This window comes from Cellvibrionales bacterium, from assembly GCA_016713115.1.
In the GTDB taxonomy this organism is placed as follows: Bacteria; Pseudomonadota; Gammaproteobacteria; order Pseudomonadales; family UBA7239; genus UBA7239.
In genome coordinates this window covers 1,959,732-1,978,153 of sequence record JADJPU010000001.1, presented here as the reverse complement: position 1 = coordinate 1,978,153, position 18,422 = coordinate 1,959,732, and the positions used below count along the sequence as shown (strand labels likewise).

The following is an 18,422-nucleotide window of genomic DNA, read 5'->3' as shown; positions in this document are numbered from 1 at the left end:
TTTTTTAGGCTTGGCCATCGCGCAATTCGCGCCGCAGGATTTTTCCGACATTGGATTTCGGCAAACTGCTGCGAAACTCTACAATATCTGGTGTTTTGTAACCCGTTAAATGTTCGCGTGCAAAATCTTCCAAATCTTGTGCGGTTAAGGCAGGATTGCGCGACACCACAAATAACTTCACCGCCTCGCCTGTTTTTTCTGAAGGCACGCCCACCACGGCGCACTCCACCACATCGGGATGCGCGCTCATTACATTTTCTATTTCATTGGGATACACATTAAAGCCGGATACATTGATCATGTCTTTCTTGCGATCCACAATGCGGATATAGCCATCGGGATCAACTATCGCAATATCACCCGTGTGCAACCAACCGTTGATAATCGTTTTTTGCGTTTCGTCATCGCGCTGCCAATAGCCTTTCATCACTTGCGGCCCTTGCGCGCACAATTCACCCGCCGAGCCAACAGGCTGCAACACATCATTGTCATCAACAACTTTAATTTTCGTATCTGCCACCGGAATACCAATCGTGCCTAAACGCATATGGCCAGCCGGATTGATACTCAACACCGGCGAAGACTCGGTGAGGCCGTAACCTTCCAACACAGCGCAGCCTGTGGTCTGCTGCCAGCGGGTAGCAGCGGTTTCCGTCAATGCCATACCGCCAGAAAAAGTTAATTTCAGTGCAGAAAAATCCAGTTTCTTGAATGCCTTATTGTTTGCCAGCGCTACAAATAATGTGTTGATGCCGACAAAAAATGAACAGGGATATTTTTTCCATGCCGCAACCACCGTATCGAGATCACGCGGATTGGGAATCAACACCGAATGACTGCCAGACTCCGCCAACAACACTAAGTGCAGCATAAACGCATAAATGTGATACAGAGGCAGTGGCGCCAGCGCCACTTCACCACCATTTTTCACGCCCGCTTTTTCCATAAAAATACGGCACTGACGCATATTCGCCAATAAATTGCCGTGCGTGAGCATCACACCTTTTGCCACACCGGTAGTGCCACCCGTGTATTGCAGTGCCGCAATAGCATCTGTTTGCAACACTGCGGGCTGATACGATTTTTCACGCCCCAATGCCAAAGCAGCGCGCCAAGAAACTGCATTCGACAAATGGTAAGGCGGCACCATTTTTTTTACATAGCGCACCATGCTATTGATAACCAAACGCTGCGGGAATGGGTGCAAATCAGCAAGCTCGGTCACCACCACATGCCGCACCGCTGTGCGCGACAAAATGTCCTCCAACTTATGTGCCATGTTCGCCAAAATTACAATCGCAGCCGCACCAGAATCTGACAACTGATGCTGCATTTCATCGGGCGTATACAGCGGGTTGACATTCACCACCACCATACCCGCGCGCAGCGCGCCAAACACTGCCACCGGATACTGCAATACATTGGGCAACTGTATCGCCACGCGATCGCCAGCTTTCAAACTGGTGTGATTTTGTAAATACGATGCAAATTGTTGCGACAGACGATCAACATCTACGTATGACAAAGTTTGCCCCATGCAACTGTAGGCCGGTCTTGCAGGATATTTTTTCACGGCTTGCGCGAGAATATCGGGCAGCGTTTGCAAAGTATCTGCTTGCAGATCCAACTCCGGTGGATAGCCCAAGGCCAACTGCGCAGCGCGTATGCAAGAAGCCGTGTCTTGTGCTGGATTCAATTCAGTGTTTGACATACATCACCTGCGCTTGGCGTTCCCTGATGGGCTGATTATAGTGACGGCTTCGCCCACAAACCAAGGCTGCGCGCGTGCTGGCTCACCACAACACTAACAACGATGCTTACATGCTGCGCCTACTCTTACTGGGCATACTCATCCCCGCTCTGCTGGGCATTTTCACCTATGTCGGGTTCTTCACCAATTACACCACGGCCGTGTTTTCACAAGCAGGGTTTGAACAGCAGTATTTGCACAGCAGCATCTACCGTTTTCGTGTCCTTGGCAGTCATTTGCTGCTATGGGTGTATGAACACATCAAAAATTTGCCATTGAGTGATTACGCGCCTTACGGCTTGAAGTCTGTCGATAAAAATGGCTATGCCAACTTTTATTGCGCCTATTTCCTCGTCAACACGGCGTTTTTAATCGCCACTTGCAGTACGCTGCTTATTGCACTACTGCGCTACGCTGACAAAAAGGATTTTCTGCATATTGATCTGCCCGTATTATTTCTTGCTTTGATAATGAGCTTCGCACAATTTGTTATCACCCCTTACGACACCCTCTCTTATTTTTTTCTAGCGCTGTCTTTTTTACCGTGCATGAAATCTAAACCCACATGGCGCGATGATTTGTTGCTAGGCATCACGCTCATACTGGCAACCCTCACACGGGAAACTGCCGCCTTAACACTCGCCTTTTATTTCACTCTACACAGCAAGCGAATTTTCGCCAAAAAAACCACACCAGAAGCCATACGCCTGCTGTGTTTAACGCTACTGTTTTTGTTGACTTACTGGCTGCTGCGTTGGCAACTGGGCATGGAAGATGCCACGCACCGCAGTTTTCGCCTGCTGCGCAATTTCAGCAATGACCCACTGCCGATTATAGGTGCTCTATTTTTCCCTGCCGTACTCGCGCTATTTTTTACTGACAGTAGTGGCAAGCCTTATCTAAAAGTTTTTCTCTGGGCTTCCCTGCCATATTGGCTGGCAATGTTTTGCGTGGCCTACCCGTGGGAAATTCGCCTATGGGTGCCTATTTTTATCGTGATGACATTTATTAAATTAACGCACCAACAAATTCCCAGCGCGCAAATAATCAACAGGAACACAGCCGCATGAGCACTCTGCAAAATATTCCCTACACCGACATCACTATTGGCATGCAGCGCCAATACAGCAAAACACTCACCGAGCGCGACATCCAACTGTTTGCCGAAACCTCTGGCGATTACAACCCTGTACACATGGATGCCAGCTACGCCGCCACTACCGCGTTTGGTGAACGCATCGCACACGGCATGTGGAGCGGCGCATTAATTTCTGCCGCTATCGCCACCACCCTGCCAGGCCCCGGCGCTGTATATCGCAGTCAAACACTGAAGTTTTCCAAACCCGTCAAACTCGGCGACACCATCACCATCACACTCACTGTCACCGACAAAAAAGATCGCGTGAAATTACTGACGATTGAATGTGAAGGCAAAAACCAACACGGCGAAACCGTGGTGAAGGGAGAGGCCGAGGTGATTGCATCGGCAGAAAAATTAATCTTTGCAACAAAAGATTAAAGTTTCATAAACCCCGGCACATTGTGCGTCCAGGATTTTTGCTCGGTGCGTTTGGCGATGCGCCAACCGTCTGGGGTTTTGATGTATTCGTCGTGATACCACAAGCCGAGAAAAAAGGTTGGGATGGCGGGCTTGTCGCCGGTTTCCAACTCCATGGGGTTGAAGCCCATGATTTTGCCCGTGGCTTTATCGCCATCGAGTCGGATTTCAAAATTGCTAATGAAATGCTGCGTGTTGCGAAAACTTTTCAGTGATTTCGCGAGAAAGGCTTTCACTTCAGGATAGCTACCTTTGGCACCACCCACAGCGGAATAATCGATCAAAGCATCTGGCGTAAAAATAGCATCGAGTTTATCAATATCACCGCTGTCAACTGCGGCGGCGTAATCGGTGATTAAATCTTCGATTTCTAAACGGTCAAGCACCATGTCCATTGTGTAGCGCATAACTTTTCCTTTTGTATTTTTGGGATATTAGCCCATCGACATGTATTCGCCGCCGTTGATATCCAAGGCAGCGCCGGTAATCACTTTGGCGTAATCCGACACGAGGAACATGCAACCTTTTGCGCATTCCGCATCCGTTGGCATTTCACCCATTGGAATATCTTTTTCAATGCCTTTTTTCACCGCAGCAGGATCCGCACCCGTTTGCGCCGCCACGCCATCGACATAGCCCTTCACACTCGCGCCCCACATCCAGCCCATAAAACAACTGTTGACGCGGATGCCGAGTGGCGCCAATTCCATTGCCAGCGCTTTAGTCGCCGTTGCCAATGCGGCTTTTGATGTGGCGTAACCGGCCTGTGCGCCGACAATTTTTTTGGTGGACATGGAGTTCACCATTACAATGGCGCCGCGCTCTGGCTGACTTTTCATGACTTTCGCCGCTTCGCGCGACAACATCAAAGAGCCGTAGAGATTTACATCCATCGCCTTGCGCCAATCGTCAAAATCCCAACGCTCCCAAGTGCCAAATTTTCCTGGAATGTAGGCGCTATTGATCAAGGCATCTACGCGACCAAAAGCGACCACGGTTTTTTCAATCAAGTTTTTGCAATCTTCCGCTTTGGAAATATCGGTCACCACTTCCAGCGTTTTCGTACTGAGATTGAGCGCAGCAATTTGTTGTGCCGCATCGCTGAGTTTGGCTGCCGTGCGCGCCGCCAACACTACGGCTTGCGCACCTTCTTTGGCTGCCAACAACGCCAATTCCACTCCCAAACCAGGGCCGATACCTGAAACGATCACCACTTTATTTTTCATCAGCATAAAAAACGCCTATTTATTTAGCAACATTCAACACGCCGAGTTTTTCCAGCTCCGACAGCAAAATATTCACTTCTTCTTCCAGAGACATTTTGTCGGAATGCAAATGCACTTCGGGTTTGTTCGGCGCTTCATACGGATCATCAATACCAGTAAAGCCTTTGATTTCACCGGCACGCGCTTTTTTGTACAGACCTTTCGGGTCGCGTTTTTCCGCTTCGCTCAGTGCGCAATCGACAAACACTTCCACAAAATTCATATCAGCCGATTCGTGCAGAGCGCGCACGGTGTCGCGGTCTTCACGATACGGACTGATAAAGCTGGACAACACAATCACACCGGTATCGACAAACAGTTTTGCCACTTCACCGATGCGACGAATATTTTCTTTGCGATCATCGGCAGAAAAACCTAAATTTTTATTGATGCCGAGACGCACATTATCGCCATCCAAGCGATAACACAGTTTTCCTTGTGCGGTTAACGCCTGTTCCAAAGCCACGGCCACGGTGCTTTTGCCGCTGCCCGACAAACCCGTAAACCACAGGGTCGCACCTTTGTGCCCCAATAATTGATGACGGTCTTCGCGTGTGACTTCACCGTGATGCCAATGCACATTGGTGGCTTTTTGTTCGACCATGTTCTGCTCCTCAATAAATGAATAGACTAAAAATACAAATAAAAAATGCTTATTGCTGTGTGATGTGGGCACCGGCGCGTCTACCGGAGAATACGCAATCCGCCAGTGACAAACCACTCACATACGAATGTGAAGCCACACCCACGGCGGTGCGACCTGCCGCGTATAAATTAGGCATCACACTGCCGTCTTCGCGCTTCACTTGCCCTGTGCTTTCATCCACCAACAAACCACCGAGGGTAATGGTTGGGCAGACAAAAATTTTATTGCCGACCGAAACATCCATCGCGTAGTAAGGACCGTTATCGAGTGCGCGCAAATAATCGGTAGATTTATAAAAATCTTCGTCACTTTGTTGCGCCACAAAACCATTGTAACGATCAATCGTGGCACGCAAAGCTGACGCAGGTAATCCAGTTTTCTCTGCCAAAGCTTCTACCGTTGCTGCGCGTTTGGTGTTGAGCAACAAACTCAACAATGCTGGTGCAGTTTGCAACATCAGCCACACTTTGCCTGGCATCAACTGCAACAACACATCTTTCAACATGGCCTGCGTAAAAATCAGCGTGGCTTTGCCATCGTGTCTCTCTGCCATCGCCTCACCGATGCGCGCACCGTAACTACCTTCGTTCACAATGCGCTCACCCGCGCGATTGACAATAATGCCTTCCACCCACGATTTCGGCGGATTGATAAAACGCCAACTGGAACCACGCCCCATATTGCCGGTAGCGCCGCCCACACTTTCTCCCAAACGAATGCCGTTGCCATTGCAGCCCGGCGAACCCAGCGGCGCACCCGGCGCGTATTTCGGCGCGTGGTGTTTAATCATCGGACGATTGAACACAAAACCACCGGCTGACAGCACCACACCTTTTTTAGCGCGCACTAAGCGTGTGACTGTGTGCTCCTGCTCGATGAGGTTCATCTCTTTGCGCAGCCAGTTAGCCAGCTGCGGCACATACATACGAATTTTAGTGAATAAATTGTAGTAAAGTGCAAAGCGTTTTCTCGCGGAAGATTCCGGCTCAATGCGCAGAATTTTTGCGCCGAGAATGCGCCCACTGCTGTCTTGAATCAATTGCGTGACGCGACTCTCCATCATCGTATCTACGCCGTAATCTTCGCAGCTTTTCAGCAAAGCCTGCATCAAGCCCGCTCCAGAAAAACCATTCCACTTCACACGATGACCACGCGGTGCCGATTCCGCCACATCTTTGTATTCTTTTACCAGTTCGTTTCCGGAGTAATACAAAAAGTATTTATTGATTGGATAAAAAGTTTTCACGGGGCTCATGCTGGCTTCAAAACGCACGCCGTGCTGTTCCAGCCAATCCAAATTTTGCACGCTCTCGTCACAGAATTTTTTTAGCGTGCTATCGCTAACAACACCGCAAGTTTCCAACTTCAAATAGTTGTACATGTTTTCTGGCGTATCGTTATAACCTGCTTGTTTTTGATACTTCGTGCCGCCGCCGTAGTACATGATGCCGCCGCTCAAACCCGAAGCACCACCGCCGACAAAACGATCCACCAACAGCACTTTGGCGCCATTCGCTTTCGCTTCAACGCCGTGCTGGCACCGGCACAACCTGCGCCCACTACCAACACATCGGTTTCCAGATCCCATTGAATAGCGTCCGCAGAGGCCAGTACCGCCACGGATTCGATATCAGAGTGCCAATTGGGGTCTTGTGGTTTCATGGCTGCAGCACCTCGGCATTTAAGAGACGCGGGACTATGGGCAAATTGCCCAGAAGCGTCAACCGCAAGATACCCACTATTCATAGAACAAAAACTACGCTACAGCACGGCAAACCCAGACTGGCAATAGCCTCCACCCTGGCTTTCCGCTAGCATGCCGGCACCGCCACTGACCCTCTGACTATGCGCTCGTTGACTCTAACTCGCCCCGACGATTGGCACATCCACCTGCGTGATGGCGCCCACCTGCCCCGCACCGTGGCCGATGCTGCCCAACAGTTTCATCGCGCCATTGTGATGCCCAATCTCGTGCCGCCCGTTGGCGATACCGAGTCAGCGCGCCACTACCGTGACCGCATCCTCGCCGCGCGCCCAGCCGGCTCCGACTTCAATCCTTTGATGACGCTCTACCTCACCGACAACACCACGCCCGCCATCATTACTGAAGCCAAAGCCAGCGGCTTGGTACACGCCTGCAAGCTGTATCCCGCTGGTGCCACCACCAACTCTCACTCGGGCGTGACGGACATCCAAAAAATTTACCCTGTCATCGCAGCAATGGAAAAAGCAGGCATGCCCCTGTTGTTGCACGGCGAAGTGACCGATAACCACATCGATATTTTTGATCGAGAAGCGGTATTTATTAATCGCACACTACAGGCACTGGTGCGCGACTTTCCCGCACTAAAAATTGTGTTGGAACACATCACCACCAAAGACGCCGCCGATTTTGTCAGCAGTGCGCCCAATAATGTCGCAGCCACCATCACCGCCCACCACTTGCTGCTTAACCGCAATGACATGTTGGCTGGCGGTATCCGTCCACATTTTTATTGCCTGCCAATACTGAAACGCAATACGCATCAACAAGCATTACTGCAAGCAGCGACCAGCGGCAGTGCAAAATTTTTTCTCGGCACCGATTCCGCGCCGCACGCACAACACAAAAAAGAAACCGCTTGCGGCTGCGCTGGTTGTTACACCGCACTGCATGCACTGGAGCTGTATGCCGAGGCGTTTGATCACGCTGGACAACTGGAAAAACTGGAAGGATTTGCCAGTTTTTTCGGCGCTGATTTTTACGGTTTGGCGCGCAATACCGAACAAGTCACGCTCATCGAAAAATCACAGACCATTCCCGCTACGCTGTCATTTGGTGACGAAACCCTAATTCCCTTACTGGCTGGCAGCACACTGCGCTGGTCGCTACAAGACCGCACGGCATCATGAGTAACAACCAAAAAGATTTTTCCTCGTTTGCTGAGGCTTTTGCTAATGTCACGCCGTTCCCAACATTAGGGACACGCTTTCGCGGCTTTTTGCCGGTGGTAATTGATGTAGAAACCACAGGCTTTAACAACAATACCGATGGCATTTTGGAAATCGCCGCCGTATTTCTCGCCTACGACGACAATGGCAAACTACAACGAGAACGCACTATTTTTCACGCGATTCAGCCTTTTCCCGGCGCGAATATCGAGCAGTCTGCGCTGGATTTCACAGGGATAGATCCCGATGATCCAAGCCGCAATGCCATCAGTGAAGCCGAAGCCCTGAGCGATATTTTTTCGCACATCAAAAAAGCAGTGAAGCAACACGACTGCACACGCGCCATCATGGTCGCGCACAACGCACACTTTGATTTGGGCTTCTTAAATGCCGCCACACTGCGTTGCGAGTTGACCAAGAAAAATCCTTTTCATCAGTTTTCCTGTTTAGACACCGTATCTCTCGCAGGCTTAGCCTACGGCCAAACGGTACTCGCACGCGCCTGCCAAGCAGCCAATATTCCGTTCGACAACAAAGCGGCGCACCATGCAGATTACGATGCTGAAAAAACAGCGGATTTGTTTTGTAATATCGTCAATCAGTGGCGCGAATACGCCGGTTAATCTGCGTCACGAATAAAAATGCGTGTTTTCTGCAACCGTCGCGCGCGGTGTGCGACAACGATTTGCCGCCGCCGTTTCGTCAACATAGCCAAAAGAAATACCGAACAATAATTTTTGACTGGCATCAATGCTCAACACTTCGCGCACGGTATCCGCATGAAAGCCCAAGGAAGTTTGCGGGCAACTGCCGAGACCTAAAGCTGTCAGCGACAACATCAACGACTGCGCATACATCCCCACATCCATCGCCTCGCGCAAACCATGCTCCTGCGGCATAAACAAAAATGCCACATGCGGCGCATCAAAAAAAGTGAAGTTGCGCATAAAAGCATCGTTGCGTCTCGCCTTCTCTTCACGGGCAATATCCATTGCCTCAAACAAAATACGCGCCGCCTCTTTCTGGCGCTCTTTGTAAACACCGTGGTATTGACCGTCGTAAGGAAAATCCATAGAAGTAATCACCTGCTGCATCAGCGGCGGGATAGTTTTGCGTAGTGTTTCCAGTGCGGCACCGCTGGCCACATGCACAGACCACGGCTGCGTATTGCAGTTAGAGGGCGCACAGTTGGCCAGTGCAAACACCTCATTCAAAACAGCCTGCGGCACAGGCTCAGGGCGAAACGCTCGCACGGAATAGCGGCTTTTGATTACATCGGCGAAAGCGGGTGTGGTTGTCATATAGCGCACCTAACAAAAAGTTGGGGCAGCATGCCGCAACCACCGCATGTATGCCAGCCGAGCAAACCGAAAGAATGGCACGATACGGTAGAATGTGAGCCTAGTTACACGCCAATCTGCGGAAAATAGCTTTATGTCAATTACCTATAAAACACCGGAACAAATCGCCGAGATGCGCGAAGCAGGCCGTCTCGCCGCCGAAGTGCTGGACATGATCGGTGAGCATGTGAAACCCGGTATCAGCACCGCTGAGATTGATCGTCTGTGCCATGAACACATCGTCAATGTGCAAAAGCTATCCCCGCCTGCTTAGGCTATCGCGGTTTTCCGAAATCCGTGTGCACATCGGTTAACCAAGTCATTTGTCACGGCATCCCTTCTGAGAAAAAAATTCTGAAAGAAGGCGACATTATTAACATCGATGTCACCGTGATTAAAAACGGCTGGCACGGTGACACCAGCCGCATGTATTTTGTCGGCACACCCGCACCACACGCCAAACGCTTGGTCGATATCACGCGACAATGTTTGGAAGCAGCAATCGCTTTAGTCAGACCCGGCTGCAAATTGGGCGATATCGGCCATGTGATTCAAACACTGGCTGAAAAAAATCATTACAGCGTGGTGCGTGAATACTGCGGCCACGGCATCGGCAAAGTCTTTCACGAAGAGCCGCAAATTTTGCACTACGGCAGACCGAATACCGGCTTAGAACTTAAAGCAGGCATGGTGTTTACTATTGAACCCATGATTAATGCAGGCAAACCACACTCCAAACTAAAATCTGACGGCTGGACAGTGGAAACCAAAGACGGTCGCCTCTCCGCACAGTGGGAGCACACCATGGCCGTTACCGCTAACGGCGTAGAAATTTTAACCGCCAGCCCTGCAGGATTGTTCTAATGAGCGCACTGCTTTTTTTTGATGCGCAGCGTTTTGAAAAAGCATTAATTGATCACAAGCTGCTCGACAACAAACCACCACACGACAAGCCGATCACGATATTTCGTGATGCCATCCAAGCTGCCAACACACACTTCGACAATCGCTTTTATGAAGGCGAAGATGTGCGCGCACTCATCAATGAACGCGCGCGATTCATTGATATTCTTCTGTATTTCGCATGGCAATATTTTGGCGTGGGTGATGTGGGCTCACTTATCGCCGTGGGCGGCTACGGCCGCATGGAGTTGCACCCTACTCAGACATTGATGTGCTGATACTGCTGCCCGCGGAGCCCGATGAAGAAACACGCAGCAGACTTGAGAGTTTTATTACCTTCCTGTGGGATATTAACCTCCATGTCGGCCATAGCGTGCGCACCTTTGATGAGTGCATAGATGTGGCCGCTGCTGACATTACGATTGCCACAAATTTGTTGGAATCACGCACACTGGCGGGCAACCCTGATCAACGAAAAACATTACGAAAAACACTGGACACAAAAAACATCTGGCCAAGCCGCGAGTTTTTTTACGCCAAATGGCAAGAACAGCGCGAGCGGCATGAAAAACACAACAACACCGAGTACAACCTAGAACCCAATATCAAAAATGCACCCGGCGGCCTGCGCGACATTCAAACAATACTTTGGGTTGCCAAACGACACTTTGCCGTCGAAAAAGTTATCGATCTCGTCAAAGTTGGCTTCTTAACGGAAAGTGAATTCGCCATTTTACGCAAAGGTGAAGATTCGCTGTGGCGCATCCGCTATGGCCTGCATTTATTAGCTGGCCGACCAGAAGAGCGTCTATCTTTCGACTACCAACGGGCACTTGCCGAGAGCTTTGGCTTTCACGACAGCGAAAAAAGCCTAGCAGTCGAACAATTCATGAAGAAATACTATCGCGCCGCCACAGCCTTGCGCGAACTAAATGATGTGCTGCTTAACTTTCTTGATGAGTCACTTTCTGATGATGACAACATAGCTGATATCGTCGATATCAATCGACGCTTTCGCACATATAACGATTACATCGAAGTAAAGTCAGATACCGTTTTTCAACAGTCTCCTCCTGCGTTACTTGAAATATTTGTTTTGATGGGGCAACACTCACATATCAAGGGTGTTCGTGCCGCAACGATACGCATGATCCGAGAAAACAGACATTTAATAGACGAAAGCTTCCGCACAGATATCAGAAACACCTCGCTCTTTATGGAGCTACTACGCACTTCTAGCAACTTGGTAACGCAGCTATTGCGTATGAAGCGTTACGGCATACTCGGCCGCTACCTACCAGAGTTTGGTGAAATTGTCGGGCAAATGCAGTACGACCTTTTCCACATTTACACTGTCGACGCGCACACATTAGCCTGCGTAAAAAATATGCGTCGTTTCTGGCGTGCTGATGCAGAAGAAAAATTTCCACTCATCGCACAACTGATTAAAAAATTACCGAAAATTGAACTTCTCTATATTGCCGGCCTGTACCATGACATCGGCAAAGGACGCGGCGGCGATCACTCACAGTTGGGCGCAGTCGATGCTAGAGCCTTCTGCGAACGCCACCATCTCAGCAAACGCGACACTAACCTCGTTGCTTGGCTGGTAGAAAACCATCTAGTAATGTCTAGCATCATTCAACGGCAAGATATTTCTGACCCAGACATTATTCGAGAGTTTGCGTTAAAAGTTGGCGACCTCGTTCACCTTGACTATTTATTAATGCTCACTGTAGCCGATGTCAACGCCACCAACCCCACACTGTGGACTAGCTGGAAAGCACAACTGATGCGTCAGCTTTACACCGAAACCAAACGCATGTTGCGACGCGGCTTGGAAAATCCAGTCGATAAAAATGAATGGATTGAGGAAACACAGCAACAAGCATTACAAAAACTTGAGCAAAAAGGGTTTGCAGAAAAAGAAGTGAGAAAACTATGGGAAGGTCGCACTGAAGACTATTTTCTACGCGAGAGCGTCACCGATATTGAGTGGCACACCGAAGCAATTGCACACCACGCCAACCCTGATGAACCATTGATTCTAATTCGCGACCCGCAACAAAGCGCCTTTGAAGGCGCAACCCAAATCTTCGTTCGCATGCGCGCACACAATCACGCTTTTGCTGCCGTGGTGACGCTGCTCGATCAACTCAACCTCAACATTCAAGATGCACGCCTCTACAGTTCCAGTGGTGAATTTACCAACGACACCTATTATGTATTGAACGAAAACTTAGAGCCGATAGGCAATGACGATGAGCGCCGCACGCAAATCTGGCAAACACTGCACGATGAGTTAGCACATAACATCGACAATTTTCCTTCGATTGCCCAACGGCGCACAGCGCGTGAATTAAAGCATTTCACCATGCCGACGCGCACCAGTATGGCAAACGATATTCGCAGCGGCTCAACAATGTTAGAAGTCATCTCGCCAGATAGACCTGGGCTCCTAGCGCGTATTGCACGCGTGTTTATTGAGTTTGGCATTCGCCTGAATAACGCCAGAATTGCCACATTGGGCGAGCGCGTAGAAGACATATTTTTTATAACGGATCAGGAAGGAAACGCATTATCCGATTTAGATTTTTGTGAAACACTACAAGCAACTTTGCGCGAGCAACTCGACATGCAAGTCGCAAAAACCTCTGCACCCGCTATGTAATGGTTTTAAAAATGAATTCACTGCTCGACACACTGCAACCTTACCCCTTTGAGAAATTAGCGCAGCTAAAATCCGGCATTACACCGCCAACAGCATTGCCTCACATTGCGCTCTCCATTGGTGAGCCTCAACACCCTGCACCACCGCATGTAGTGCAAACGCTGCTAGCGCACATGGATGGGCTCAGCCGCTATCCCACCACCAAAGGCATACCCGCATTGCGCGAAGCCATGGCACAGTGGTGCACACAAAGGTTTTCACTCTCCACACCACTAAATCCAGAAACACAAATCCTTCCCGTCAATGGCACGCGCGAGGCACTGTTCTCTTTTGCACAAGCTGTTATCGATAGCAAAAGTAAGCCACTGGTTATCTCGCCCAATCCGTTTTATCAAATTTATGAAGGTGCAACTTTACTCGCTGGCGCGGAGCCTCATTTTTTAGCTTGCACTGCTGATAAAAATTTTATTCCTGATTTTTCTGCTGTGCCTGTCGCAATTTGGCAGCGCTGTCAGTTGCTGTTTATCTGCTCACCCGGCAACCCCACCGGCAGCGTAATGCAACTTGAGCAACTGCAAACACTGATCAAACTGGCCGAACAATACGATTTTATTATCGCTAGCGACGAATGTTATTCTGAACTCTACTACGACGAGCTCAATCCTCCTGCTGGCTTATTGCAAGCCGCTAGTGCAATGGGCTTACATAACTTCAATCGTTGTGTCGTGTTTCATTCGCTTTCCAAACGCTCCAATCTCCCCGGCCTGCGTTCAGGCTTTGTTGCCGGTGATGCCACCATCATTGAAAAATTTCTGCTGTATCGCACCTATCACGGCTGCGCCATGCCTCTTCAACACCAATACGCCAGCATTTCTGCATGGAACGATGAGGCGCATGTGAAAGAAAACCGTCTCGCCTATGCTGAAAAATTTTCTACTGTGCTAGGCATATTGGCAGATGCGATCGCAGATGGGAAAATTACAGCTACACGGCCTGACGCCAGTTTTTATCTCTGGGTCGATGTCAAAGGCAGTGACACAGAATTTGCACGCAATCTATTTTCCAAGAAAAACATCACCGTTTTACCTGGCAGCTATTTGTCGCGCGAAGTTGACAGCTACAATCCTGGCGTTGGCTTTGTGCGTATGGCGTTAGTGGCAACGCTAGAAGAATGTGTAGAAGCAGCAAAACGCATTCACGATTTTCTGAACGAGCACTAACACAATGCTAAAGAAAGAACGCGCCGCGTGGATTGCTGACAAATTAGCCGAGCTGTATCCCAACCCACCCATTCCGCTCGCCCACACCGATGCCTACACTTTATTGATAGCTGTTTTGCTGTCGGCACAATGCACCGATGAGCGCGTTAACAAAGTTACGCCTGCACTATGGGAACTAGCAAATAACCCACGCGACATGTCGAAGAAATCCGTTGCTGACATAGAAAAAATCATCAAACCCTGTGGCTTATCACCACAAAAAGCCAAAGCAATACGAGGGCTATCTGAAATACTGGTCAACGAACATCACGGACAAGTGCCTAATACTTTTGAAGAGTTAGAAAAATTGCCCGGCGTGGGCCATAAAACCGCGAGCGTGGTGATGTCACAAGCATTCAAGGTGCCGGCTTTTCCCGTAGACACACACATACACCGCCTCGCACAGCGCTGGAAACTCACCGACGGGCGCAGCGTAGCGCAAACGGAAACAGATCTTAAAAAACTGCTCCCTAGAGAGCACTGGAATGCCCTGCATCTGCAAATTATCTACTACGGTCGCGAGCATTGCTCTGCGCGTGGCTGCGATGGCACACGCTGTTTAATCTGTCGCCACTGTTTTCCTGATCGTAAAAAACCCGTGACCACCTTGAAAGCATAAGGCAGAACGATGGGCAGCACTCTCAACACACTGCGCAAATACTTTATGCCATGGCCAATAGTAGCCATGGGATTACTGCTGGCCCAATGTGTATTGCTGTATGGCAACACAACACGCGACGATGCCTTTTTTACTTACTGGTCCGCCTATTCTCTTGCTGAACACGGCAGCATTCTCAACTACAACGGCGAACCGGTAGAACAATCCTCCACACTGTTCTACACCATACTTTTAGCAGCGCTATATAAATTGCTGCCTTTTATTTCTATTCCAACTTTATCGTGTGCGCTTTCTATATTGTCCGGCGTATTAGCACTGGGAGCTTTTGCAGCGATCCTTAAAGACCGCAATACCAACACTCACGCAACGCTACTATTAGCCAGCGCCAGCCCAATGGTTTTTTGGTCCAGTAGTGGCATGGAAACACTGACAGCTGCTTTTCTATTTACTGCCATTCTTTTTTTGTGTTTAAAAGAAAAAATAACGAAATACCAATACGCATTGCTAACGCTGTGTTGCATCGGCGCTGTCTTAAACAGGCCGGAAGCGTTTGCTGTTCTGCTGTGCTTTGCACTTGCCACATGGCCTCTACAGTGTCTGCTGCGCTGGTCTTTCAAAACAGTTAACCACCGTGCATGGCTAACACTACTGCTCGCCACTGCATTTTCTGCAGCAACTGTCAGCGCATGGCGATACTTTTATTTTGATGACTGGTTTCCGCAACCCGTTACCGCCAAACACAATGACAATTTCATCACCAATATTTTCAATGGCATAAACTATTTAATAGAAGGCGGCCAGTCTATTGTCGCCTTGGCAGTGATGATGGCCGGCCTGAGTTGTGGCGCTTTAGCGCTACTTTTATGGAAACACAGAAACCGCACACAAATTCTTACTTGCTGCATGCTGGCTATAGCACAAATAGCATTTATTATCGCAACAGGTGGCGACTGGATGGATGCCAGTCGATTTTTACTGCCCGTCTTACCAGCCCTATTGCTCAGCGCCATACTGTTTTTTACGCCGTGGCCGCGCGTCCTGTTAGCACTCCTTCTACCAACCATTATTTTTTCCCTCCAAAACAGCTGGCAATTTGCAAAAACAAAATCAACCGGCTTTGCTGTGCATGAGCTCGATTCCATATGGCAAAGCAAAGACGCACTGCGTGATATGCCACAACTAGAGCAACTCAACACACTTATTAGCAAACTGCAAAATCACCCACAAAAACTCAATATCACCTCCATCCAAATGGGATTTATCCCATACCACTTAGCTATCAATTTTCCAAATAAATTGCGTTTTTTAGATCTGCGCGCATTGAGCACTCGTGAGTTAACCGATTGCCCATTACTCAAACCGTTCAAACGCACTAGCAACGGTCTCATCATCAGCTACGAGCAATTTTTCGCGCTGTTACCTGTATTAGGTAGACAGTGTGGCATTCAAAAAACCCGATGTTTTATACGATCTGGGTTATGGCATGCGAAAACAAGCGCTGGAAGACAATGGTTACATCATCATCTATCGCGAAGTTCGACATATCCAAGGCAAATTTTCTCAGCGTTCGATTGGCTCTGAGTTATTTATTGCTGTTCGCAAAGAATTAGCGGCGCAATACGGCATTGCAGATATTAATGGCAACACGCCAGCCCTTACCTCATCTAAAAACAGCACGCACCCCAACATTGTTTTTGTACTTGCCGATGATGTGAGTTATGACAATTTTGGCTTTATGGGCAACAAAGCGGTGCGCACCCCCACGCTAGATCATCTCGCACAACAAGGCACGGTATTTACTACGGCTTATGTGCCAACAGCATTTTGTCGTCCGTCACTTGCCACGCTGCTAACCGGACAGTGGCCACATCAAAATCGCCTGCATGCCAACAATGGTGTCCCTGTGTTACCGTTAGGTTCGGCAACGCTAGCTACGCGCTTACAGCAGCAGGGGTATGTGACATTTGCTGGCGGAAAATTTTGGGAAGATGAGCCAGACCTGCGCGGCTTTGATTACTACGACAATCGCAAAGAGGAATTTGCCCGACAAGACCAAGATAAACTTTGGCAATTTCTCGATAATTTCTCTGGAAAACAACCGATGTTTATTTGGTGGGCGCCGATGATTCCGCACCAACCATATAACTCGCCACAACAATATGTAGACACTGTAGACAGCAGCGCCATCAATTTACGCAATATCCCTGCCGACAAACAACAGGAGTTTATTGAGAAAGAAAAACAACTATTAGGAAATACCGCTTGGTTTGATGCTGAATTTAAAAAGCTCTACGACAATTTGTCTAACAAAAAACAGCTAGAAAATACCCTATTTATCTTCATGGCTGACAACGGCTTTAGCAACCGCGGCGCATCCAAAAGCACACCGTATGAATTGGGAATCCGGACGCCTCTTGTTTTCTATTGGCCTAAGCATTTTCCTGCACAGCGCATTGATGCAGGCGTCGATACCGTCAACTTATATCGCACCGTACTAGAGCTGGCTGGCGCACCACAACCATCTAATAGCACGCTGCCAGGCCACAGCTTACTGCCTGTTATCGAGCAGAAAACCGCGCCAGCTGCTGAAAAATTATTCGGCGCCAACTACCCAGCCTACACACTAAAAACAGACCCGCTCCCTAGACCAGAGCGTGACATCTTTGCCCTACATGTGCGCGACGGCGATTGGAAATACATCTTCTTTCTGCGCGATCTTCGTGAAAAAGATAATGCCGATCTCACCATCCAAAAAGGTGTGATGCCATTCCCTGAGCGTGAAGGTGGCGATGAAGAATTATTTTATTTGCCCGATGATCCTTACGAAAGAAATAATCTTGTCAACGATACCGAGCAACAAGCACGCATCGCACAATATCGCCGCGAAGTTTTGCAGTGGTGGTTCAGCACAGGCGGAAAACCACTGGATGTCGCACACCACTGCCCAGAACAGCCCGCTGTGTTGTGTAGAAAATTAACCGCAGCGGCTTATCAAGATTTAATACGCACCACCAAACAGTCGCACTGAATCACATGCACGATGGCGTTAGCGGTTGAGCCCAGTAATGCGCGCCAGCCGCGCCGACCATGCGAACCCACCACCAACAAATCAGCGTTAAGCTGTTCAGATAAATGCGCCACCATGCTAGAAGGCTGGCCTAATAATGTGTGCGTGTGTGCCGCGTCTATTCCATATTTTTCTACAAATTTTTGTACCGAATTAGTCATTTCTTGCAACATTGAGTCATCACTCACCACTGAAAAACCAACCACGGGGTCAAACCCCGTCAACGGCCAATCCAACACATGCACCACATCTAACGCAGCGTTGTACTCCTTGGCCAATGCAGTGGCTTTCTCTAAAACAAGATTGGATTCGTCACTCAGGTCAATTGCCACGAGAATTTGTTGGTACATAACAGCTCTCCTTATGGTTTTTTTGATATAAGAGCCACTGTACCACCCATCCATCATGGTTTG

The 18,422-nt window shown here is 49.1% G+C and carries 14 protein-coding genes and 2 pseudogenes; 9 read left to right on the top strand and 7 right to left on the bottom strand.

Going from position 1 to position 18,422, the window contains the following annotated elements:
* Positions 1 to 4 precede the first annotated feature (4 nt).
* Entirely contained in the window at positions 5 to 1,711 is a 1,707-nt protein-coding gene (locus IPK30_09745; protein ID MBK8103533.1) for an AMP-binding protein, read from the bottom strand.
* A 110-nt stretch (positions 1,712 to 1,821) separates the two neighbouring features.
* On the opposite strand from IPK30_09745, the gene IPK30_09740 reads away from it, so the two are divergent.
* Both IPK30_09740 and IPK30_09735 read left to right on the top strand, forming a co-directional pair.
* Entirely contained in the window at positions 1,822 to 2,820 is a 999-nt protein-coding gene (locus tag IPK30_09740; protein ID MBK8103532.1) for a hypothetical protein, read from the top strand.
* Complete coding sequence (locus IPK30_09735; protein ID MBK8103531.1) at positions 2,817 to 3,269, top strand: MaoC family dehydratase; 453 nt, start codon at positions 2,817 to 2,819, stop codon at positions 3,267 to 3,269. The genes IPK30_09740 and IPK30_09735 overlap by 4 nt, the downstream gene beginning before the upstream one ends.
* On the opposite strand, the gene IPK30_09730 is transcribed toward IPK30_09735, so the two are convergent.
* The 4 genes from IPK30_09730 to IPK30_09715 are packed head-to-tail and all read right to left on the bottom strand — an operon-like array spanning position 3,266 to position 6,807.
* Entirely contained in the window at positions 3,266 to 3,703 is a 438-nt protein-coding gene (locus tag IPK30_09730) for a nuclear transport factor 2 family protein (GenBank protein ID MBK8103530.1), read from the bottom strand. The genes IPK30_09735 and IPK30_09730 overlap by 4 nt on opposite strands.
* 39 nt (positions 3,704 to 3,742) lie before the next feature.
* Complete coding sequence (locus tag IPK30_09725; protein MBK8103529.1) at positions 3,743 to 4,540, bottom strand: SDR family oxidoreductase; 798 nt, start codon at positions 4,538 to 4,540, stop codon at positions 3,743 to 3,745.
* Positions 4,541 to 4,553: 13 nt separating this feature from the next.
* Complete coding sequence (cysC, locus tag IPK30_09720) at positions 4,554 to 5,177, bottom strand: adenylyl-sulfate kinase (protein ID MBK8103528.1); 624 nt, start codon at positions 5,175 to 5,177, stop codon at positions 4,554 to 4,556.
* A 49-nt stretch (positions 5,178 to 5,226) separates the two neighbouring features.
* Complete coding sequence (locus IPK30_09715; GenBank protein MBK8103527.1) at positions 5,227 to 6,807, bottom strand: FAD-binding protein; 1,581 nt, start codon at positions 6,805 to 6,807, stop codon at positions 5,227 to 5,229.
* A 257-nt stretch (positions 6,808 to 7,064) separates the two neighbouring features.
* Between IPK30_09715 and pyrC the strand changes: the two genes are divergently transcribed.
* Together pyrC and rnt are read left to right on the top strand one after the other, a co-directional pair.
* Positions 7,065 to 8,111, top strand: coding sequence for a dihydroorotase (pyrC, locus tag IPK30_09710; protein MBK8103526.1), 1,047 nt, complete (start codon positions 7,065 to 7,067; stop codon positions 8,109 to 8,111).
* Complete coding sequence (gene rnt / locus IPK30_09705) at positions 8,108 to 8,773, top strand: ribonuclease T (protein ID MBK8103525.1); 666 nt, start codon at positions 8,108 to 8,110, stop codon at positions 8,771 to 8,773. Before pyrC ends, rnt begins: the two co-directional genes overlap by 4 nt.
* A gap of 6 nt (positions 8,774 to 8,779) precedes the next feature.
* Here rnt and IPK30_09700 read toward each other — a convergent pair whose 3' ends face one another.
* Positions 8,780 to 9,451: a nitroreductase gene (locus tag IPK30_09700; protein ID MBK8103524.1), complete on the bottom strand. Its 672-nt coding sequence runs from the start codon at positions 9,449 to 9,451 to the stop codon at positions 8,780 to 8,782.
* Positions 9,452 to 9,584: 133 nt separating this feature from the next.
* Between IPK30_09700 and map the strand changes: the two are divergent.
* The 5 genes and pseudogenes from map to IPK30_09675 all read left to right on the top strand — a co-directional run bounded on the left by map (position 9,585) and on the right by IPK30_09675 (position 17,970).
* A pseudogene (gene map / locus IPK30_09695) lies at positions 9,585 to 10,354 on the top strand (type I methionyl aminopeptidase).
* Positions 10,354 to 13,064: pseudogene (locus IPK30_09690) on the top strand ([protein-PII] uridylyltransferase). Before map ends, IPK30_09690 begins: the two co-directional pseudogenes overlap by 1 nt.
* A gap of 11 nt (positions 13,065 to 13,075) precedes the next feature.
* Entirely contained in the window at positions 13,076 to 14,284 is a 1,209-nt protein-coding gene (dapC, locus tag IPK30_09685) for a succinyldiaminopimelate transaminase (protein MBK8103523.1), read from the top strand.
* Between the two features lie 4 nt (positions 14,285 to 14,288).
* Complete coding sequence (gene nth, locus IPK30_09680) at positions 14,289 to 14,942, top strand: endonuclease III (protein ID MBK8103522.1); 654 nt, start codon at positions 14,289 to 14,291, stop codon at positions 14,940 to 14,942.
* Between the two features lie 1,438 nt (positions 14,943 to 16,380).
* On the top strand, positions 16,381 to 17,970 hold the full coding sequence (locus IPK30_09675; GenBank protein MBK8103521.1) for a sulfatase-like hydrolase/transferase: 1,590 nt from the start codon (positions 16,381 to 16,383) through the stop codon (positions 17,968 to 17,970).
* Here the strand turns inward: IPK30_09675 and IPK30_09670 are convergent.
* Positions 17,934 to 18,359, bottom strand: coding sequence for a universal stress protein (locus IPK30_09670; GenBank protein ID MBK8103520.1), 426 nt, complete (start codon positions 18,357 to 18,359; stop codon positions 17,934 to 17,936). The genes IPK30_09675 and IPK30_09670 overlap by 37 nt on opposite strands.
* Between the last annotated feature and the right edge of the window lie 63 nt (positions 18,360 to 18,422).